The sequence below is a fragment of the Caloranaerobacter longqiensis genome, from assembly GCF_050286925.1.
In the GTDB taxonomy this organism is placed as follows: Bacteria; Bacillota; Clostridia; order Tissierellales; family Thermohalobacteraceae; genus Caloranaerobacter.
Genome location: NZ_JBFWFX010000008.1, coordinates 63,089 through 83,268, shown reverse-complemented (window position 1 = coordinate 83,268; position 20,180 = coordinate 63,089). Strand labels below are relative to the sequence as shown.

Sequence of the window (20,180 nt, the reverse complement as noted above, 5' to 3'; positions counted from 1 at the left end):
TTATTACAAGATATACAATAAAGAAAATATAATTATATTGCTTAAAGGTAAATACTTAAACGCTATAAAAAAATTACAAAAAGATATAATTCAGAATTAAGCCAGAATAAAATAGCCTTCTAACTCCTCTATTCAGAGTTAAAAGGCTATTTTATTTTGCTAATAATTATTCAATTTCTCTATATCTTCTAACAGTAATATCAATAAGAGAAATAAATAGGAAAAAAGAAATAACTAAAAACATTACACTAAAAACAAAATATACTATTAAAGAATTCAACTCAACTCTATAGAAAACAAATACTAACCCTGCATAAAGTAATAAATATACCATCCCAAGTAACATAGAAAATAGTACGTTCAAATTCTGTTTCATTGCTTTTTGTGGATTATCCCAGTCTAATAAAGGTCTAGTTATATCAATAAAAAGTCCAATTTCAAATACTGGAATACTTCCTAATAAGCCCAGGATTAATACTATTATTACGGTAGACAATTTTAATCTAATAAATATTGAAACTGCAACTAATATTACAACTATTGTCAATAACTGCAATAAAATTGATAAAAGTATCTTACCGATAAGTTGATATCCTACTCTTATTGGCACTATCCTCGATATCCAGAATTGTTTTCCTTCTCTAGAAAACGAAGTAGATGCTATTGAATTCGTTGCTGCAATAAAAATAACAAATCCAATCAGAATTAAATTGAACAAAGAAATATTTTCTTCTACACAAAACCCTTGAATAGCATCTATAAATCCATTATTGGCTATAGCAGGAAATATAATTATCACAGGTATAATGAATATCGGTACTATTGAATTTACAAAAAAAACTGGAGTCCTTAATAATATTTTTATTTCTCTATAAAATATAGCAATAATTGGATGCCTTGATTTAAAAATATCTTTTTCTAATTCTTTTTTTGATAACTTTCTTTTAGTAAGTACTTCTTCTCCTCCTATAACTCCTTTATAAAATATATTTTCTCCGAATATTATCATCATATAAAACACTAGTATCGATGATATTACAAACAATACAAAAGAAGTAAATCCTTGCAGCTTTTGAGAATTGGCAAGAGCTATTGCTGCCCAACGACTTGGTGGAAAAACATTTTTGAAACTTTTAATAAATGAATTATTCTCCTTTACCATTTCAGCAATATACTGTTCTTCACTGCCATATGGAACATCTTTCATTGTAAATTGAATACCTAATTGTATTATCAAAATTACTATAATTAACAATGTCATTCCTATTACTCTTAATAAATCTCTTTTTCCTTTAATATTAGTATATTTCATAAATATCATTACAATTATTGATGCTAATCCTAATGGAATAATTGGTAACAATAAAAGAATTCCTATGCTATATATCCAATATAATAAATCGGTTTGACTTCGTATGCCAAATATAATAATTATCGGCAGCATTATAGGAAGTATAATTAAATATTCATTAACTACTAATGTTATAAATTTCGCTGTAATAATATTGCTAGGTTTAATAGGTAGTGGAATTAATATATTTAAATCATCTGAAAAATAAAATTTTGACATTACATACACTATTCCAAATAAGAATATCACTATCTGCGATGTTAAAAAGCCTAGCAGCAATAACAAACCTTGTTGATTAATCATACTAAGACCTAAATACACTCCATTTATCAGACCAATATAAAGAAGATATACAGGTATTAATGAAAGAATGGCTACAACAAATAAAACTAATTTCCATATATCTTTTTTCTGCTTTAAATATTTATATTTCATAGAAGAAATCCCAAAGTTGATATTTAAATTTACCTTTATTAATGACATTAATTCTCTCATTTTTCTGTCAACTCCAAGAAAATATTTTCTAAAGATTCTTCGATTGCAAACTGTTCTCTTAATTCATCCATGGTTCCTTGTGCAATTATTTTGCCTTTATTTATTATTGCAATTCTATCACACAATTTCTCTGCAACTTCTAATACATGGGTTGAAAAAACACAGATTTACCTTCACTACACCTTTTTCGCATTATTTCCTTTAAATTAAAGGATGATTTAGGGTCAAGTCCTACCATAGGTTCATCTAAAATAAATAATTCAGGATCATTTAGTAATGCTCCTATTAGAACAATTTTTTGTTTCATACCATGAGAATAACTTTTAATAAGGTCATTAACAACATTCTCCAGTTCAAATATTTCTAAATATTTTTTTATTCTTTTACTTCTTATTTCTTTTGGAACTCCATACATATCTGCCATAAAGTTTAAGTATTCTATTCCTGTTAATCTGTCATAAACTTTAGGATTGTCAGGTACATAGCTAATTAATTTTTTTGCCTTTAAAGGCTCTTTTTGATTATCAATATCTTTAATATAAACTTTACCTTCATCTGGTTTTAATAATCCTACTATCATTTTTATTGTAGTAGTCTTACCAGCTCCATTAGGACCTAAAAATCCAAATATTTCCCCGGGCTTTACATGAAGATTTACTTTGTCTACAGCTTTAATTTCACCTTTATTATATGATTTAGATACATTATCTAATTTTAACAAATTGATTCACCTCTGTATTTATTTCCTTTTTTTACATAACATTATACTGTAAATTTTTAAACTTTTCAATAAATCAAAAAACAAAAAACTCCCAAGCAAGTTTCCTTGGAAGTATTATTTTTCCTTCTCGATTTTTATTTTATTATCTTTTTCTTTCAAACATAATCTACACCCTGGGCAAACCGATACCTTATTCTGAAAAACATTCTTTATTACTTTTATTATTTCTCTATCTTGAATACTTTTTTCTATATGAATTATTATCTTCTTTGGCGCAATAGTTATTAATGAACTAATAAGTAAATCATCATAATTCATTTCACTTTCTGAAATTTCTTCTGCAAGCTCCTGAAAAATATCATTATCAATTAAATTCATTTTTTTATCAAATAATTGATAAGTTCCATCACTCTTAAATATTATATTAACTAGGTCAACTTTAGACTCTTGTAGTTCAACGAAATATTGTAACACTCGAATAAACTCTCTATATTCCTTTTCAACAAAGAAATCCTCTACATTTTTCTCTAATGCTTCATCAACTAATTCTGTAAAAAATTTAAGTCTAAAATTTATCAAGCCATCTATTATTAACTTATCATTTTCATCTAAAAAATCCATTACAATTTTCAATATTTTTGCCTTTTTACTTATTTGAGGCATTATACCTTCTTGAAGCACATACTCATTTCTGTTAAGGTAATCGCCAACTCTAGATTTTATTATTTTTTTATCTTCTAAACTTAAATAGTAATATTTCTCATATATCAACCTATCTATTATCTTTTCTTGATAAATATTAATTACTATGTCTGTTATTGCCTCCGCAATATAATAGTTGAAAATATTTTTTATATTTTTATATTTGATATCTTTACCATTTTTAATAAAATATGTTATAAAATTTATATCACCTATTTTTTCTATTTTTTTATCTATATGAATTTTTTCCCTTTCAAAAAAATATAATTGCTTATTTAATATTTCAATTATTTTCTCTAAATTCTCTTTAAATCCTATAATTAGCAAATTCAAAAATGTCACTCCTTTCTGATGTACTAGTAGTATATGTTTTTAATATTGCTATATGCATTTTTCATAATTACATTAATTGTATACTAAAGGAATAATTGAACCTATATCTATTATTTTTTTGTTACTGAGTATAACTGGTTTCTTTCCGTATTTTTTTAAAAAAGCATTAATGTCTAAAAAATTTGGATGATGCTGATATTCTCCTGTAAAAGCTAACTGTATATCACTGATAAATCCTGTTGCACCACCTATAAATCCATAATCTAAACCAGGCAAATCGATATATCCACTATTTATAAACAATGTATCAATAAAGTATTTCTTACACTCTTTATAGATTGAAGGATCAGAAGTTATTATTGCATTATCTGATACTATACAAATTGAACACTTAGAATATCCCTGTTTTACATTTATAAATTCTATACCCATTTTTTCTAAATAATATTTAAGTTTTTCATCTGTATATTTGAAATTGTGTATAGCATAATGAGAAACTCTTGCTACATTATATGCAATGTTTTCAGGATAGTTTCTCTTAAGTTTTCTCTCACCTTTAATCAATTTAAGAGGCGTGTTTTTAAACATATCTTTGTAATAATCGTAAACATTTGGAGCTACAATAAAAGTTTGATAATCTATTGGATGTATTACAATATCAGGATGATATGATACAGCATCATATAGTTCTTCACATTTAATAGTTTTAATTACACGAATATTAAGTTTTGTCAACGCATTTATTATATCTTCATGCACTCTTCCATCTACAATAACTGCTTTCGCTTTTCTGACGGGTATAAATGGATTTTTTGTCATCATATACCTCCAGTTATTTTTATTTAATAGTTGTTAATCAAATAACTACTGACTATTATCTATTAACTATTAATTTTAACCATTTTATTTAGAATATCATTTTATCTAAAATATTTATAGATTTCTGAAAAACTATTTTTCTATTGACTAAAAAAATAGACTCCCAAAAACGGGAGTCTTCTTCTGGAGGCGGCACCCAGATTCGAACTGGGGAATAAAGGATTTGCAGTCCTCTGCCTTACCACTTGGCTATGCCGCCACATATGGAGCGGAAGACGGGACTCGAACCCGCGACCCTCGCCTTGGCAAGGCGATGCTCTACCACTGAGCCACTTCCGCTTATTTAATTTTTGGTGCCCAGAGGCGGAATCGAACCACCGACACGGGGATTTTCAGTCCCCTGCTCTACCGACTGAGCTATCTGGGCATCCTGAGAATACCAAGCTACAAACCATGCTAGTGGGTATTACCTTAGCGACATGAGTTAGTATACAACATTTCTTTTCTAAAGTCAATAGTTTTTTATAATTTTTATTATTAAATTAAATTTCACTTTTTTGTGCTTCCTTTAATAATCTCTCTAAATCTTGCTTGTCAAAATGGTACTTCGTATTGCAGAAATGACAAACTAACTCTGCTTTACCATCTTCTTCAATTATCTTTTCTAATTCCTCTTTTCCAACACTAACAAGAGCTTCTTCTAATCTTTCTCTTGAACAGTCGCAAACAAAGTCAATATCTTTTTTTTCTAAAATTTCCATTTCAAATTCACCAAAAATATGATCTAAAATATCTTCCGGTGTATAACCTCTATCTATTAATGCTGATATCGGTTCAATATTGTTTAATTTATGTTCTAACTTTGTAATAATTTCATCAGATGCATCAGGTAATACTTGTAAAATAAACCCTCCAGAAGATTTTACACTTAAATCTCTATCAACAAGTACACCTAATGCTACTGCAGAAGGCTGCTGCTCTGAATATGCAAAATAATGTGTTAAATCTTCTGCAATTTCACCAGTTACAAGGCTAGACTGACCTATATAAGGTTCTCTTAATCCTAAGTCTTTAATCACTATAATCTTTCCTTCTCTACCAACAGCCATACCCACATTAAGTTTGCCATCCTCTCTTAACGGCATATCCACATTAGGATTGCTGATATATCCTTTAACTTCTCCTTTACTATTTGCTACTGCTAAAATAGATTTTATAGGTCCATTTCCTTTTATATGAAGTGATACTTTATCTTTATCTCCTTTAAGCATAATACCCATTATTGAAGCGGCAGTCAAAACCCTACCTAAAGCTGCTGTAGCTGTAGGTGTGGTTTTATGTATTTGCCTTGCTTTTTCAACCATATTAGTAGTTGTTGCAATGAAAACTCTTATGCTCCTTTTTTTATCAATCGCTCTTACAATATAATCTTTCATAAAACTTCATCCCTTTCTAACACCATTTAAAATATATTATTAAATACCAATTCATTCTATATATTAATTTTAATAATTAGCAAATGTCAACCAAAAAATACATCTTCGTTATTTGAAATATCAAAAATCAAAAAAGCCCCTAATCAGGGGCTTACTTGCTACAATGTTAAGAAACTATTTATTATAGTTTAGTAACATTAGTAGCTTGAGGTCCTTTTTCTCCTTGCACTACCTCAAATTCAACTTTTTGTCCTTCTTCAAGAGTTTTGAACCCATCAGTATTGATAGCTGAGTAATGTACGAATACATCTCCCCCATTATCTCTTGTGATGAATCCATAACCCTTAGTTGAATTGAACCATTTAACTGTACCTTTTTCCATTAAAAACATTCCTCCAATACAAAATAAATTACAGATGTTATATGTATAATAACATCATATTAATTCTAACACAAAAATATCATATTGTCAAATAAAATAGGTTTTATTTTGATAAATTTCACCAAAAAATCATTTTCTTACAATAAAATGTATCCTCTCGCTCTTATCACTAGGCTTATTAAATGTAAAACTCTCATAATAATCGACATTTTTAAACCCAGCTTCTCTTAATGCATTTACTATTTCATCCACCGAATATGCTTTCTGTATATGACTTTCATCAAATCTAATGTACTTACTACCTTGCTTCACAAAAAAAGTAAGATATAACTCACATATATTATTATGTTCATCAAAATAATTTTCCCATACATAAAAAATATCATCTTTTTCTTCAACAAAGGTATTATTACCTATTATTTCATGAAGCTTATAATAAGAACTTATATCAAAAATAAAAACACCTTTCTCTTCAAGATGTAAATTAACTCTTTTAAAAACATTTACTAAATCTTCATATACAGTAATATAATTAATCCCATCACAAACACTAATAACCATATTAAATTTCTTATTGAAATCAAACAAACGCATATCTTGTTTTAAAATTGTTACATTTCCATACATATTAAGCTTGTCATATGCTACAGAAAGCATATCTTCTGATAAGTCAAAACAAGTAACATCATAACCATTATCACATAAATATCTAGTAAAGTTCCCTGTCCCACAAGCAAGTTCAAGAACCTTTTTAGGAACAATTTCTAGTCTTTTTAATATTTTCAATATATACTCAAACCATTCCTTGTAATCAACATCTTCCATCAACTTATCATATAAATATGCAAAATCTTTATAACTATGCATATATATCCCCCTTTCAACCATAGATATATTGTATTACAATTCTTTCTGCTTTTCTAGCTTACATTTCATTAATTTCTTTTTTACTGTAATCATCCCTCCTATTCTACCTGTTTCCTTTGCTGTTAAACCAGCCCAACCAACTTTCTTTATTTTCTCTAATAATCCCAATTCTTTAGCTATTTCATATTTTAATTTATCCTCTAAAGTTTCTACTTCTTTCTTCTTTTTCGTTTTACTCATCACAAACCCTCCTCAATATCTATTATGTAGATATCTTTGAATAATATTCTAAATGTATTCCAAATAATTTTTTGAAAATTAAAACTTTAATATTTCCTCTTGATTTATATTTATAAAAATGTTAAACTTGTCGTTGTCGGAAAAAGTACTACTTTCCCACTCCCCCTTTTATATAAATTTTTATTAAATAAGGACCTACTCCCCCCAAGTAGGTCCTTAAATCTTTTTTGTATTCATTTTTAGTAGCCCTTGAATTTCAAAATGTTAATTACAATATATACTATCAAAAACACAACTAAAGGTACACTTTCACTCAAAGTTAACACATCTTTATTTTTTTCTTTTATAGAAAGACTCGTATATTTATCTGATCCTGGCAGTTCTTTAAGAAGCATAACAGCTATAATTCCAGTAACTAACGAAATAGCTCCAAGAAAAATTGCCCCGTAAATTAAAATTTTAGTATATGATATGTTTAAGGATACATTGTTCTGTATATTACTACTTGTATCAAATCTATTTACAATAAAAGCTAGAAATAAAGCAAAAGCATTATTTGTAAAATGAGCCAACATAGATGCAAAAAGTGAATCCGTTTTATAAACTATATATCCGAATAATAAACCTAAAAAAATCGGCCCTAATAAATTCTGTATATTAAAATGAAAAAATCCAAATAAAACAGCAGAAAAAATAATAGCTTTCCACTTTCCTAAATTTTCATATCCTTTCATTATTAATCCTCTAAACATTACTTCTTCGCAAATACCAGCTGATAATGCTACAACAAAAAAACCTTTTAATAGTTCTATTTCATTATTTGGAATTGGTATAGGTATAGGTTTAACTTCTCCAAAAAAACTTAAAAAAATCATAACAATCGAATTCAAAAATGCACCAATCGGATATGACAAAATTACTATTATAGGTATTAACAATATCTGTTTTAAAGAAAGTTTATTAAGTCTAAGTATTTCCTTTAACGATTGTCTTTTAACCTTTAAATATATCAATACAGGCAGTAAAATAATAATATATTCTGTAATTATCAATCCTTTATAAATATCCCAACTCTGTACTAATGAACCTATTACAAGTAAAATTATACCTATTGACAAATAGAATAAATTAATTCCTAAAATAGTCAGTTTTGATTCAACATTCAATTCATTATCCATTAATTAACCCCCTTAATATTAATAATCACTTATAACACCAAAATATTTACATATTTTTAAATAAGTATCTAATCCTATTTTTAAAATCTCCTCATCAAAATTAAAATAACAACTGTGTAAAGGATGTATGTATCCTTTTTTTTCATTTCTTGAACCCAACATAAAGAAAAGCCCTGGTATTTCCCTTTGATAATATGAAAAATCCTCAGAAATCATCATAGGTTTAATTATTTCAATAGTATCTTTAAACATATCCTTAAAAATCTCGAACAGTTTATAGTCATTTACGACTGGTGGATACATATCCTTTATTTCCATATTAATATTGACATCAAACATTTTTTCTAATCCAAAATTGATTTCTACCATTCTCTGTTTGATTTTATTATATACTTCTGTACTAAATGCTCTTATTGTACCTTCTAATCTAACATTATCAGCAATAATATTTCTCGCTCTTCCACCTTCAATTTTACCTATCGTTAACACACATCCCTCAATAGGTTCAATATTCCTACTAATTATACTTTGATAACTATTTATCAATTGAGATGCAATATATATGCTGTCTATAGCCGTATGTGGCATTGCTCCATGCCCACCCTTAGATGTAATTTTAATATCAAACTCTCCAGTTTGTGCCATCATTGGCCCTGGTGTTATCCCTATTTTACCTTGCTCTAAATCAGGTAATATATGAAGTCCAAAAATGTATTCTACATTGTATTTCTTTAAAATACCTTCTTTTACAATTATCTCAGCTCCTCCTGGCCCCTCTTCAGCTGGTTGAAACAAAAGTACTATATCTCTATCAAGCTCAAAATCCGATAAATAACTTGCTAACCCTAATAAAATTGCCATATGACCATCATGACCACAGGCATGCATCATTCCATTTTCTTTTGAAGAATAACTCACACCTGTTTGTTCATTAACTCTAAGTCCATCCATATCTGCTCTAAATGCTATTGCTTTTTTTAAAGTTCTCCCTTTTTTATAAGCTACTACACCAGTTCCAGCAACTCTCTCAATGGTATATCCATATTTTTTAAGTTTTTCTATTATATATTTAGAAGTCTTATGCTCATTGAGCCCAACTTCTGGTATTTTGTGCAAATCCCTCCTTATTGTCTTCATTTCTTCACCAATTGTGCTTAATTTATTTGACATGTTATCCCTCCATATACTATATCTTTTTATAACCATTTTATATTTTTTATTCATTCAATTCAAATAGTTCTATTTATTAAGCACTTAATATATTATAAAATAATATTATAATAATAACACTCTTTCTTTTCGCATTTTACATTATTATTTTGTAAATCTATTTTTAGAGGTGATTATTTATGAAAAAATTTAACATTGCCATAGTAGGCGCAACAGGCATGGTTGGAAGAACTTTTATTAAAATATTAGAAGAAAGAAATTTCCCAGTAAAAAATCTTTACTTATTTGCTTCATCTAAATCTAAAGGTACTAAACTTAAATTTAAAGGTAAAGAATACACTGTTCAAGAACTAACAGAAGATTCTTTCAATGAGGATATAGATATAGCATTATTTTCTGCAGGTAGTGAAGTTAGTAAAAAATTCGCACCTATAGCTAAGGAAAAAGGTGTTATCGTAGTAGATAATAGTAGCGCTTGGAGAATGCACAAAGAAGTTCCTCTAATAGTCCCTGAAGTAAATCCAGATGACATAAGTTGGCATCAAGGAATTATTGCCAATCCAAATTGTTCAACTATACAATGTGTAGTACCACTAAAGCCACTACATGATGCTTTTAAAATAAAGAGAATTGTGTATTCTACTTATCAAGCAGTTTCAGGCTCTGGTTTAGGCGGAATTAAAGATTTAGATATGGGGCTTGAAGGCAAAGAACCTAAAAAATATCCTCATCCTATCGCATTTAACTGCTTACCACACATTGATGTATTTCTAGAAAATGGTTATACTAAGGAAGAAATGAAAATGATAGAAGAAACCAAGAAAATATTGAATGATTATAACTTAAAAATTACAGCTACTACTGTCAGAATACCAGTAAGATATGGACATAGTGTATCAGTTAACTTAGAATTCGAAAACTCATTTGATTTAGATGAAATTTATGAAATACTCAAAAGTGCAAAAGGAGTAATTATACAAGATGATGTAAGTAATAATATTTATCCTATGCCTATAAATGCTGAAGGAACAGATGAAGTATATGTAGGTAGAATAAGAAGGGACTTTAGTGTTGAAAATGGTATTAACTTATGGGTAGTTGCTGACAATATTAGAAAGGGAGCAGCTACAAACACAGTACAAATCGCAGAATTACTTATCAATCAACTTTAATGTTAGTAAATTAAAATTAATATTTAGGGGGGATTTTATGACTTTATTCACAGGCTCTGGTGTTGCTTTAGTTACACCTTATAAAAATGGTCAGATTGATTTTGACAAACTTGAAGAATTGATAGAATGGCACATTGATAATAATACAGATGCAATAATTATATGTGGTACTACAGGAGAAGCTTCAACTATGACTGATGAAGAACAAAAACAGACAATAAAATTTACAGTTGAAAAAGTTAATAAAAGAATACCTGTTATAGCTGGTACAGGCAGCAATAACACTAAACATGCAATTGAACTTAGCGTTTACGCTGAAAATGTCGGAGTAGATGGACTTTTAATTGTTACTCCATACTATAATAAAACTACACAAAAAGGTTTAATCGAGCATTATTTAGCTATTGCTAATGAAGTAAATATTCCTATTATAGTATATAATGTTCCGGGAAGAACCGGCTTAAACATTAAACCTAATACATTAGCTAAGCTTTCAGAACATCCAAATATTAAAGCTGTAAAAGAAGCTAGTGGCAACATAAGTCAAGTTGCAGAAATCGCTAGATTATGTCCTGAAGATTTCTATATTTATTCGGGAAATGATGATATGGTAGTACCTTTATTATCCCTTGGGGGAAAAGGAGTAATTTCTGTAGTAGCTAACATCTTACCTAAAGATACTCATGATATGGTTATGTATTACCTTAATGGAGATATCGATAATGCAAGAAAACTTCAACTAAAAATGAAAGGATTAATAGATGCATTATTTATAGAAACAAATCCAATACCAGTCAAAACTGCAATGAATCTTCTAGGAATGGATGTAGGTGAATTAAGATTGCCACTTACTACTATGTCTGAAGATAATCTGCAAAAACTAATCAAAGAAATGGAAAACTACGGTCTATCTCCAAGGGGGTAATTTTTATGAAAATAATTATTAATGGATGTAATGGTAAAATGGGTCAGGTTCTTACAAAACAAATTGAAAATGACCCTGATTTAGAAATAGTGGCTGGTATTGACAGAACTCCAAATAAATATAAAAACAAATATCCTGTTTATAAAGATATTTTTGAATTCAAAGGAGAAGCTGATGTAGTAATTGATTTTTCAAATCCTTACTATCTTCCTGGCTTGTTAGACTATTGCATGGAAAAAAATCTGCCAATTGTTATTGCAACAACCGGTTTTTCTAATAAAGATTATAAAGATATAGAAAAATCATCTAAAAAAATACCTATATTCTATTCTGCCAATATGTCTTTAGGGATAAATGTTCTAATTAAACTTGTTAGAGAAGCAGCTAGAATATTAGCAGAATCATTTGACATAGAAATTATAGAAAAACATCATAATAATAAAATAGATGCTCCAAGCGGAACAGCTTATATGATAGCTAACAAAATTAATGAAGAGTTAAATAATTCTAAAGAATATGTATTTGGAAGATATACAAAAAAAGAAAAGAGAAGTAAAAATGAAATCGGAATTCATGCAATAAGAGGAGGTACTATCGTAGGAGAACATTCTGTAATTTTTGCCGGTTTAGATGAAATAATAGAAATAAAACACACAGCAATGTCAAAAAATATTTTTGCTATAGGAGCTATTAAAGCAGCAAAATTTATAGTAAATAAAGACAAAGGCCTTTATTCTATGGATGACTTAGTAATAACTTAAAAATATATAGAAAAAATATATAGAAAGGATTGGAAACTAATGAGTAATGCAAATGAAAAAACATCAAAATTCAATTTAACAAATCCTTATGAAATAGCTAAGTTCATTAAAGAAGCAAAAAAAGTTACACCTGTAAAAGCTTTTTTAAAAGGTGATATGAATAAAATTGATTTTAGTAACTTAAAAAACTTTGGAGATGATAATTTTAGAATTGTATTCTGTGATTATGAAGAGATATTACCTATTTTAGAAAAATACAAAGAATATATTCAAGATTACCACATTGAATCAGATAGACGTAATTCTGCAATTCCTCTTTTAGATACTAAAAACCTTCAAGCAAGGATTGAACCAGGAGCTATAATCAGAGATAAAGTATACATAGGGAAAAACGCTGTAATTATGATGGGAGCAGTAATCAATATTGGTGCCGAAATCGGTGAAAATTCCATGATTGATATGAATGCTGTTGTAGGGGCAAGAGGTATAATAGGCAAAAATGTACATGTAGGTGCAGGAGCTGTAATAGCTGGTGTACTTGAACCGCCTAGTAAAACACCAGTAATTGTTGAAGATGATGTCTTAATAGGTGCTAATGCTGTAATTTTAGAAGGAGTTAAAATAGGAAAGGGAGCAGTAGTAGCAGCCGGTTCAGTTGTAACAAAAGATGTTCCTCCTAATACAGTAGTAGCAGGTATACCTGCAAGAGTTATTAAAGAAAAAGATGAAAAAACTATTGATAAAGTAAAAATACTTGAAGATTTGAGAGGATAAAAAAAAGGGCAGTCTAACGACTGCTCTTTAGTCATCAAAAGTAAATACATGAGGCACATTTCTATAATAATCACCATAATTTAAACCATATCCGACAACAAAAACATCAGGTATTGTAAAACCAATATAATCTGGTGTAATATCTACTTTTCTTCTTTCAGGTTTGTCTAATAAAACACATGACTTCACAGAATTAGGATTCTTTGACTGTAAATATTCTTTAATGACTTTCATTGTAAGTCCTGAATCCATTATATCATCAACTATTAATACATCGTATCCCTCTAAACTTATATTCAAATCACTAAGTATATCTACTTTACCTGAACTTTCTTTCCCATGACCATAACTAGATGTAGTCATAAATTCAATACGAGTAGGAACTTCAATACATCTAACTAGATCAGCAGTAAATATAAAACTTCCTTTTAACAAGGATATTACTAAAAGTTTCTTGTCTTTATAATCATCACTAATTTTCTTTCCTAGTTCTTTAATTTTAGCTTTAATCTCTTCTTCAGAAATTAGAACTTTCCATTTCTTTTCCAAGAAACTCAACCCCTTTTCTGTTTTAATAAGACTTATTCTAATTTATATGTTGAATTTTGTCAATATTTTAAACTAATATAATATAAAATTTTTATTTTATTCAAAAATTGTCGTTTAAATTTGCGAAAAATTTATTTTCAAGAAGGATTTTGATACTTTTTGTAGAATAAGATAGAATGTTGTAGGTGAGTTATTTTATAAGATTATTCACATTATTATTTTCTTGACCCAAGTGATAACTGATAAAGTCATTGAATATAATGAATAACAAATTAAATTGATTATGGAGGCTATGTCATGAAATATATAAGTGAATCTAAAGACATTGAAAAACAACTTGCAGAACTTTGTATTGACTTTATTAATATATTCGATAAAATGAAAACTAATGGAGTAATTACTGAAGAAGAATATATTAGACATACTAAATACAAAAAAGATTTCTTAAAAAAAATTTCTGTTAAGTAAAACTGAAGGATGTATTTTGTATTTTTTTGATATTTTTATTACGTCATTACATTTATTTAATTCTTTTAATGCATTATTTATATCAGTTAAATCATTTTTGCTGTAAATTAACGGAGATTTTCCCATTTTTCTCTCTATTTCTTCAATTTCATAATTTGATAAGTTAAATAGATTATATACTAATCTATCTAGTTTATAAACTAAATATTCAATTTCTATCTGTTTTATATATCTGTCATATTCGTTATACGTATTTTCGAATAGCTGTTTTTTTAATGAAATTATATTATCTATCAATAAAACATACTCTTCTTGTTTAGATAATGAAATTAATTTAAAAGGACTTTGCTGAACATGAAATATCTTTAATTGCGGAAATAACTTGCCTTCTTCCATTATTAACGACCTATAGAGAAAACTATATAATTTTGAATTTAACAAAGCTAATATAAACTTTATAAACACATCTTTTCTATATTGTTTCCTTACTATTAATGAATATAATGTATTTAAAATATAGTATTTTTGTTCATCGTATGCACATATAAATCTATCTGCTGTTTGCCTTATAAGTATTTTAGGATTAAACACAAATTCTTCTCTCATAAATGTAGCATATTCTCCCAATTCTTTATTAATTATTGATTTATCTGTTATTACATAAAGTCCAGACCAGTTATAATAATATGGCTTAATATCTCTTCCTGTTAAAACTTTTCTAGCACCTTTTTTATTTCCATCATAAGTTAATAGCTTATTTCTTATATTACCAGTAGCAATTCCTGCAACAATTTCACACAAATCATTTATCTTATAAGGGTTTGTGCTATAAATTCTTTGTCTTAATTCAAATGTTTCTTTAGATGATTCAATATCAAAAACATAATTAAGATTATTATAATAATACGCTTGGTCTATTATTTTATAATTATTTTTAAATATATCTTTTTTTATATTAAAACTATCTTTTAGATTTTTGCAAAGAATTTTGTTTCTTTTCAAATTATTCTGACTTTTTTTAGCGAAAATAATGGCCATATTCATATCTACTTTATCAAAAATATTACTTCCAAGATTGACAATTTCTTTAATTTCAGTTTTATCAAGTATTATTTTTCTTATGGGTGTAAAATTGTTATTAGACAATATATTACCTGGGGTTATGAAAGCTAAATATCCATCATCACAAAGCATTTTTATAGCCTTTTCTATAAAAAGCGAATATATGTCAAATCGTCCGACTGCTGTTAAAAAATTGTTTTTTAAATAATCTTTATTATAGTATTTATTTATTCTTCTATTTTCTAAATAAGGTGGATTACCTATAACACAACTAAATTTATAATTATCAATATAATTACTTTTGAGAAAATCTACATTATACAAATTAAATTTTAAGTCTATTTTCTCCCTTATTAACTTATAAACTTTAATTTGTAAACTAATTTTACATAAGTATATACCTTTTCCATCAATATCAATTCCATATAAAATATTTTCTACAACTCTTTTAACAATCTCTAAACTCGACAAATTAGTTTTTTCCTTATACCACTTATAAAATACATCAAAAATATATAAAAGGAACATTCCACTTCCACATGCTGGCTCAAGAATTTTTAAGTTATCTATATTATTTCTTTGCTTTATATATTGTGTAATAACTCTATCAACCATATAATTAACAAGCCATTCAGGAGTATAATAAATACTATACTTCTCTTTTTTCTCTTTTCTACTTATGATATACTCATAAGCTATCGGAATCACATAATCACTTTTAATAATTTCCTTTGTCATATCTCTTTTCAACATTTTATATATATCATGATTCTTTATATTTTTAATTTCTGACTCTTTTAAAAATAGTTTTGCAGCATTTAACTCTTCTAGAATGAGCAATATTAATGAGTTCAAAATCATATCTTCTAACAAATCTTCATTTATTTCTCCATTATAAAAATCCAGCATTTTTTCTAGTATTTTAATTAATTTTTTCATATTTTTATCCCTCACTACTATCTTTCAAAATCGAATTTAGTAAGTATTTCTTTTATTTCCCTTAATTCTAACAGTATTTTATTGAGAGTATATTGAATTTGGATCAATTTTTCATATCAGATTAAGTGTAGCTTTATTGTCCTCTCTGTTATAAATATCTCTAATGATAAAGCTTTTGATTCATCTATGTATTCACCAATATGCCACAAATTTCCCCTCCTGCATTTCTATTTTTCTTACTATATATATTCTACATAAAAACGAAGAATCCTTTTTGAATTTAAAAGAATTCTCCCTTACTTTGCCTACAATCTTAAAAGAGTAATATTTACTCTTTTATTATTTTTCTTGATATATTGACAAGAATTGATGAAAAGGGTAAGAGTAGTAATGTAGTTATTACGTTAAAAAGTGTATGAGCATTTGCAATTTGTCTGGATGGATTACCTGGTGAAATTAGACTGACAAAATTATAGAGATAATTTATAAAAAAATAGAAGATAATGACTCCGCTAATATTGAATATTATATGGACAAAAGCAGCTTGTTTGCCAGTACGATTAGTCGCTAAACTTCCTATTAAAGTATCTATACAGGTACCTATATTTTGTCCTAATATAATAGGAATAGAAGTTCTAACTGATATAATATGAGATGATGCCATAATCTGAAGGATAGCAATTCCAGTACTGCTACTGTGAATAATTGCTGTTATAAGAAATCCTGAAAATATACCTAAAATATCATTTGTACCAATATTTTCTACTAATAAAGAAAGTTTTTTTGTACTGTTTGTTGAAGCTATACTGTTTGAAATAATATCTATACCTAGAAATATTAAAGAAATACCTATTAATAGTTTAGGTATTATTTTAGTTGATTCTTTTTTTAAAAAAGGCATAATAATAATTCCAGCTAATAAAAGATACACTGCATAGTTTTTAATTTCTATTGCAACGATTTGTGCTGTTATAGTTGTACCAATATTTGCTCCCATAATTATAGGTACAGCATTATAAATGTTTATCAAATTACTGTGAACAAGACTAATAACTAACAAAGTTGTAGCACTACTGCTTTGAAGCAATCCAGTTACTACTACTCCTAGCAATACACCTATCATCTTGTTATTTGTCAATTTATATAGCTTAACCTTAAGCTTTTCTGAAACTATTTTTTCAAATGAAGTAGAAATTATTTTTATACCTAAAAGAAATAATAATATACCTCCAGAAATACTTAATAAAATTATTATATAATGTATTTCTTTTAATAATTTCATTTATTCCCTCCAATTAGATTACTAAAATATTATTACAGTTAATATATATGTAATATTAGATAGGTTAAAGTATAAATTATTAAAGATTTAAGGAGGGAATAGTTTGAAAATATTTTTACTGGATAAAAATAGAATAATAAAAATAGTTCTTGTTATATTTTTAGTTACAAGTTCATTAGTTTATACAAGTATTAATAAAGATGAAATTATTAGTGTATTTTCAGTAAAAAAAGAACTACCTATTTATTCTGTTGATACTAATGAAATGAAAATAGCAATAAGTTTTGATGCTGCATGGGGCGATCAGTATTCAAAGCAAATTCTAGATATTTTAGATAAATATAATGTAAAAACAACATTTTTCCTTGTAGGATTTTGGGTTGACAGATATCCTGATATGGTTAAGGAAATAGCTAGAAGAGGACATGAGATAGGCAATCATTCTACAAATCATCCTCATATGACTAAACTTAGTCAAACTCAGATTATTGAAGAATTGAAGAAAACAGAAGATAAAATAAAAAAAATTACAGGACAAAGAACCATCCTTTTTAGGCCACCATTTGGTGATTATAATGATAGACTCATTAAAACTTGCAGGGATAATGGGTATTATGTAATTCAATGGGATGTTGATTCTTTAGATTGGAAAGAATTAGGTGTTGAACCAGTAGTAGATCGTGTTTTGAGAAATGTAAAAAAAGGTTCTATAGTATTGTTTCATAATAATGCTAAGTATGTTACTAAGTATTTGCCAATTATAATAGAAAAACTTCAAGCTAAAGGATACAAAATAGTACCGATTTCAGAATTAATCTATAAAGAGAATTATTATATAGATAATACTGGAAGACAAATGAAAAGAAAAAATTAATTTATGGTGGCATTTATGCCACCATATTTAGTTTTTCTAAATTTTTTTATGAATATCATTTTCAAAATACATCTTTATGATCTTCCTAAGTCAGAGAAGCTTTTTTCAAAGTTTTCTTTAATTTTTTTTACTACATTTTTACCTGCTTTAGTAGTATCAATTCCCATTTCTTTTGCAATTTCTTCTTTAAAATTTTCAAAAGCTTTTCTTGCATTTTCAGAGATTTTATTGTTTTTCATATATATCACCTCAACATTATTTTATCCAGAAATTTTTTTATAATTCATAGGAAATTATATTTCATATTAAACTGTTGATAATTTTGAATATAATTTCCGTAATGAAAATGTCAAAATCTACCTAATTTATTCAAATAGAAGATTTTGTTCATTATTAATACAAATGAACGTAGAAGCTGTAATACATAAAAAGATTAATTAAAGTAAAACATAGAATATATATTTAATTTTTTAAAGGAGAGTAACTTATGGCAAATAATATAAATGCAAAAAATATAATAAGTAATTTAAAAGAAACTAAGGAAGATTACTATAATTTTATTCATGAAAATGTATTTTTTATAGGAGTTACAGGAATGAAAAGTAAAACAACTATTAGCCTAATTGAACATGTTTTAAAACATGCAGGGTTAAAAACAGGGATAATTAGTTCAAATTATATAAAGTTTTGCAATGAATTGATACATACTACTAATGATTTAAAAGTTGAAAAGATTCGATATATTTTGGACAAGATGATAAAAAATAGAGTTCAGATAGTTATTATGGAAGTTTCTTCTTATATATTAGATTTTAATAAAATACATGATTTTAAATTTGATATTGCAGTGCATACAAGTATTGAAAATGAGTATTTAGATTGTTATAGAAATAGTAAAGATTTTTTGAAAATGCAAAAAAAACTATTTCATGAACTTGATAAAGGTAAAATAGCTATAATTAATATAGATGACAGTAATGCTTTGAAATTAATAGAGGGCAATAGTAAAGCTTTGGTTGTTACATATGGTTTGAATAATAAAGCAAGTTTAACTGCCTCAAGTATTTCGATAAAGGAGCATATTAATCTTGTCGTTTGTCTGCAAAGAAGCCTTACTACAATTCAAGGAATAGACATAGATACATTAGAATTTCCTATTACTTTAAAACTTTTAGGAGAACATAATATTTATAATGCTTTAGCATCAATAGCAGTAGCTTTATGTTTGAATATAAATGTTGAGATTATAAAAAAATCGCTTGTTTTGTTTAATGGCATAAAATAAAATTAGAACTAAATCTTCGATTTAAATAAATTATAAGTATGATTTTCCTATATCCATAAACGGAAAATATATACCTTATTAAATTATCCATGCTTTAATAAGGTATATATTTTTTTATAGATTATAAATAATAAAATCAGGCTGTAGACAAAATAAAATATTTATGAGAATAACGTTCATGCAAAAGAATTTAGAAAAAACTAAAAGCTCAAATATTACATCTATAAAGAGCAGGCTGATAGCTAACAACCACGAGCTTGTCAAAAGTTTGACATGCTATTTGAAAGAATAATATATATTTTTTGGGAATTTTGAAGGATTTTTTTATTATTTGTCAAATATAATATAAGGAATTTTGAATTCATAATTTTAACCTTATTTTCAATTACTTAAGA

Annotated in this window: 20 protein-coding genes, 3 tRNA genes and 1 pseudogene; 7 read left to right on the top strand and 17 right to left on the bottom strand. The window is 27.0% G+C overall.

Features of this window, described 5'->3' with window-relative positions; genetic code table 11:
- Positions 1-166 precede the first annotated feature (166 nt).
- From AB4Y15_RS08575 to AB4Y15_RS08515, 13 genes and pseudogenes are all read right to left on the bottom strand, one after another.
- Positions 167-1,846, bottom strand: a complete 1,680-nt coding sequence (locus tag AB4Y15_RS08575) for a putative ABC transporter permease subunit (RefSeq protein WP_427339744.1) — start codon at positions 1,844-1,846, stop codon at positions 167-169.
- Positions 1,843-2,567, bottom strand: a pseudogene (locus AB4Y15_RS08570) (ABC transporter ATP-binding protein). Before AB4Y15_RS08570 ends, AB4Y15_RS08575 begins: the two are co-directional and overlap by 4 nt.
- A 114-nt stretch (positions 2,568-2,681) precedes the next feature.
- Positions 2,682-3,602, bottom strand: a complete 921-nt coding sequence (gene ytxC / locus AB4Y15_RS08565) for a sporulation protein YtxC (protein WP_427339743.1) — start codon at positions 3,600-3,602, stop codon at positions 2,682-2,684.
- Positions 3,603-3,674: 72 nt separating this feature from the next.
- Positions 3,675-4,421 carry a DUF6873 family GME fold protein gene (locus AB4Y15_RS08560; RefSeq protein WP_427339741.1) on the bottom strand — a complete coding sequence of 249 codons (747 nt, stop codon included), beginning with the start codon at positions 4,419-4,421 and terminating at the stop codon, positions 3,675-3,677.
- A gap of 184 nt (positions 4,422-4,605) precedes the next feature.
- Positions 4,606-4,680, bottom strand: a tRNA-Cys gene (locus AB4Y15_RS08555).
- A 5-nt stretch (positions 4,681-4,685) separates the two neighbouring features.
- Positions 4,686-4,760, bottom strand: a tRNA-Gly gene (locus AB4Y15_RS08550).
- 12 nt (positions 4,761-4,772) lie between these two features.
- Positions 4,773-4,848: transfer RNA gene (locus tag AB4Y15_RS08545), tRNA-Phe, on the bottom strand.
- Positions 4,849-4,963: 115 nt separating this feature from the next.
- Positions 4,964-5,857: an Hsp33 family molecular chaperone HslO gene (hslO, locus tag AB4Y15_RS08540; protein ID WP_427339740.1), complete on the bottom strand. Its 894-nt coding sequence runs from the start codon at positions 5,855-5,857 to the stop codon at positions 4,964-4,966.
- A gap of 181 nt (positions 5,858-6,038) precedes the next feature.
- On the bottom strand, positions 6,039-6,239 hold the full coding sequence (locus tag AB4Y15_RS08535) for a cold-shock protein (protein ID WP_035164535.1): 201 nt from the start codon (positions 6,237-6,239) through the stop codon (positions 6,039-6,041).
- Positions 6,240-6,368: 129 nt separating this feature from the next.
- Positions 6,369-7,106 carry a class I SAM-dependent DNA methyltransferase gene (locus tag AB4Y15_RS08530; protein ID WP_427339738.1) on the bottom strand — a complete coding sequence of 246 codons (738 nt, stop codon included), beginning with the start codon at positions 7,104-7,106 and terminating at the stop codon, positions 6,369-6,371.
- Positions 7,107-7,139: 33 nt separating this feature from the next.
- The gene (locus AB4Y15_RS08525) at positions 7,140-7,346 is read right to left on the bottom strand and encodes an alpha/beta-type small acid-soluble spore protein (RefSeq protein ID WP_427339737.1); all 207 of its coding nucleotides are present in this window, start codon (positions 7,344-7,346) and stop codon (positions 7,140-7,142) included.
- Between the two features lie 239 nt (positions 7,347-7,585).
- On the bottom strand, positions 7,586-8,524 hold the full coding sequence (locus AB4Y15_RS08520; RefSeq protein ID WP_427339736.1) for a CPBP family glutamic-type intramembrane protease: 939 nt from the start codon (positions 8,522-8,524) through the stop codon (positions 7,586-7,588).
- Positions 8,525-8,542: 18 nt separating this feature from the next.
- Positions 8,543-9,694: a M20 metallopeptidase family protein gene (locus tag AB4Y15_RS08515; RefSeq protein WP_427339734.1), complete on the bottom strand. Its 1,152-nt coding sequence runs from the start codon at positions 9,692-9,694 to the stop codon at positions 8,543-8,545.
- A 179-nt stretch (positions 9,695-9,873) separates the two neighbouring features.
- On the opposite strand from AB4Y15_RS08515, the gene AB4Y15_RS08510 reads away from it, so the two are divergent.
- Genes AB4Y15_RS08510 through dapD form a run of 4 tightly spaced genes read left to right on the top strand, consistent with a single transcriptional unit; the run spans position 9,874 to position 13,326 of the window.
- On the top strand, positions 9,874-10,866 hold the full coding sequence (locus AB4Y15_RS08510) for an aspartate-semialdehyde dehydrogenase (RefSeq protein WP_427339732.1): 993 nt from the start codon (positions 9,874-9,876) through the stop codon (positions 10,864-10,866).
- Between the two features lie 37 nt (positions 10,867-10,903).
- A complete protein-coding gene (gene dapA / locus AB4Y15_RS08505; RefSeq protein WP_427339730.1) occupies positions 10,904-11,791 on the top strand; it encodes a 4-hydroxy-tetrahydrodipicolinate synthase in 888 nt (295 codons plus the stop codon).
- 5 nt (positions 11,792-11,796) lie between these two features.
- Positions 11,797-12,552: a 4-hydroxy-tetrahydrodipicolinate reductase gene (dapB, locus tag AB4Y15_RS08500; RefSeq protein WP_427339728.1), complete on the top strand. Its 756-nt coding sequence runs from the start codon at positions 11,797-11,799 to the stop codon at positions 12,550-12,552.
- A 39-nt stretch (positions 12,553-12,591) separates the two neighbouring features.
- Positions 12,592-13,326: a 2,3,4,5-tetrahydropyridine-2,6-dicarboxylate N-acetyltransferase gene (gene dapD, locus AB4Y15_RS08495; RefSeq protein ID WP_427339726.1), complete on the top strand. Its 735-nt coding sequence runs from the start codon at positions 12,592-12,594 to the stop codon at positions 13,324-13,326.
- Positions 13,327-13,353: 27 nt separating this feature from the next.
- Here dapD and hpt read toward each other — a convergent pair whose 3' ends face one another.
- Positions 13,354-13,875 (bottom strand): hypoxanthine phosphoribosyltransferase, encoded by a 522-nt coding sequence (gene hpt, locus AB4Y15_RS08490; RefSeq protein WP_427339724.1) that lies wholly within the window; start codon positions 13,873-13,875, stop codon positions 13,354-13,356.
- 297 nt (positions 13,876-14,172) lie between these two features.
- Between hpt and AB4Y15_RS08485 the strand changes: the two genes are divergently transcribed.
- The gene (locus AB4Y15_RS08485; protein WP_427339722.1) at positions 14,173-14,343 is read left to right on the top strand and encodes a hypothetical protein; all 171 of its coding nucleotides are present in this window, start codon (positions 14,173-14,175) and stop codon (positions 14,341-14,343) included.
- On the opposite strand, the gene AB4Y15_RS08480 is transcribed toward AB4Y15_RS08485, so the two are convergent.
- Positions 14,320-16,344: an N-6 DNA methylase family protein gene (locus AB4Y15_RS08480; protein ID WP_427339720.1), complete on the bottom strand. Its 2,025-nt coding sequence runs from the start codon at positions 16,342-16,344 to the stop codon at positions 14,320-14,322. The genes AB4Y15_RS08485 and AB4Y15_RS08480 overlap by 24 nt on opposite strands.
- Before the next feature lie 328 nt (positions 16,345-16,672).
- Entirely contained in the window at positions 16,673-17,626 is a 954-nt protein-coding gene (locus AB4Y15_RS08475) for a Na/Pi cotransporter family protein (RefSeq protein WP_427339718.1), read from the bottom strand.
- 103 nt (positions 17,627-17,729) lie between these two features.
- Between AB4Y15_RS08475 and pdaB the strand changes: the two genes are divergently transcribed.
- Complete coding sequence (gene pdaB / locus AB4Y15_RS08470) at positions 17,730-18,500, top strand: polysaccharide deacetylase family sporulation protein PdaB (protein ID WP_427339717.1); 771 nt, start codon at positions 17,730-17,732, stop codon at positions 18,498-18,500.
- 74 nt (positions 18,501-18,574) lie between these two features.
- Here pdaB and AB4Y15_RS08465 read toward each other — a convergent pair whose 3' ends face one another.
- Complete coding sequence (locus tag AB4Y15_RS08465) at positions 18,575-18,739, bottom strand: small, acid-soluble spore protein, alpha/beta type (RefSeq protein ID WP_427339716.1); 165 nt, start codon at positions 18,737-18,739, stop codon at positions 18,575-18,577.
- 248 nt (positions 18,740-18,987) lie between these two features.
- Between AB4Y15_RS08465 and AB4Y15_RS08460 the strand changes: the two genes are divergently transcribed.
- The gene (locus AB4Y15_RS08460; RefSeq protein WP_427339714.1) at positions 18,988-19,785 is read left to right on the top strand and encodes a Mur ligase family protein; all 798 of its coding nucleotides are present in this window, start codon (positions 18,988-18,990) and stop codon (positions 19,783-19,785) included.
- The last annotated feature ends 395 nt before the right edge of the window (positions 19,786-20,180 follow it).

Bases quoted from the DNA above. Each gene is read 5' to 3' on its own strand.
- AB4Y15_RS08475 (WP_427339718.1), bottom strand. From the start codon at position 17,626: ATGAAATTATTAAAAGAAATACATTATATAATAATTTTATTAAGTATT.
- AB4Y15_RS08530 (WP_427339738.1), bottom strand. From the start codon at position 7,106: ATGCATAGTTATAAAGATTTTGCATATTTATATGATAAGTTGATGGAA.
- AB4Y15_RS08485 (WP_427339722.1), top strand. From the start codon at position 14,173: ATGAAATATATAAGTGAATCTAAAGACATTGAAAAACAACTTGCAGAA.
- AB4Y15_RS08575 (WP_427339744.1), bottom strand. From the start codon at position 1,846: ATGAGAGAATTAATGTCATTAATAAAGGTAAATTTAAATATCAACTTT.
- hslO (WP_427339740.1), bottom strand. From the start codon at position 5,857: ATGAAAGATTATATTGTAAGAGCGATTGATAAAAAAAGGAGCATAAGA.
- dapA (WP_427339730.1), top strand. From the start codon at position 10,904: ATGACTTTATTCACAGGCTCTGGTGTTGCTTTAGTTACACCTTATAAA.
- AB4Y15_RS08515 (WP_427339734.1), bottom strand. From the start codon at position 9,694: ATGTCAAATAAATTAAGCACAATTGGTGAAGAAATGAAGACAATAAGG.
- AB4Y15_RS08480 (WP_427339720.1), bottom strand. From the start codon at position 16,344: ATGAAAAAATTAATTAAAATACTAGAAAAAATGCTGGATTTTTATAAT.
- AB4Y15_RS08560 (WP_427339741.1), bottom strand. From the start codon at position 4,421: ATGACAAAAAATCCATTTATACCCGTCAGAAAAGCGAAAGCAGTTATT.
- dapD (WP_427339726.1), top strand. From the start codon at position 12,592: ATGAGTAATGCAAATGAAAAAACATCAAAATTCAATTTAACAAATCCT.
- AB4Y15_RS08520 (WP_427339736.1), bottom strand. From the start codon at position 8,524: ATGGATAATGAATTGAATGTTGAATCAAAACTGACTATTTTAGGAATT.
- AB4Y15_RS08465 (WP_427339716.1), bottom strand. From the start codon at position 18,739: ATGAAAAACAATAAAATCTCTGAAAATGCAAGAAAAGCTTTTGAAAAT.
- AB4Y15_RS08525 (WP_427339737.1), bottom strand. From the start codon at position 7,346: ATGAGTAAAACGAAAAAGAAGAAAGAAGTAGAAACTTTAGAGGATAAA.
- AB4Y15_RS08535 (WP_035164535.1), bottom strand. From the start codon at position 6,239: ATGGAAAAAGGTACAGTTAAATGGTTCAATTCAACTAAGGGTTATGGA.
- AB4Y15_RS08460 (WP_427339714.1), top strand. From the start codon at position 18,988: ATGGCAAATAATATAAATGCAAAAAATATAATAAGTAATTTAAAAGAA.
- dapB (WP_427339728.1), top strand. From the start codon at position 11,797: ATGAAAATAATTATTAATGGATGTAATGGTAAAATGGGTCAGGTTCTT.
- AB4Y15_RS08510 (WP_427339732.1), top strand. From the start codon at position 9,874: ATGAAAAAATTTAACATTGCCATAGTAGGCGCAACAGGCATGGTTGGA.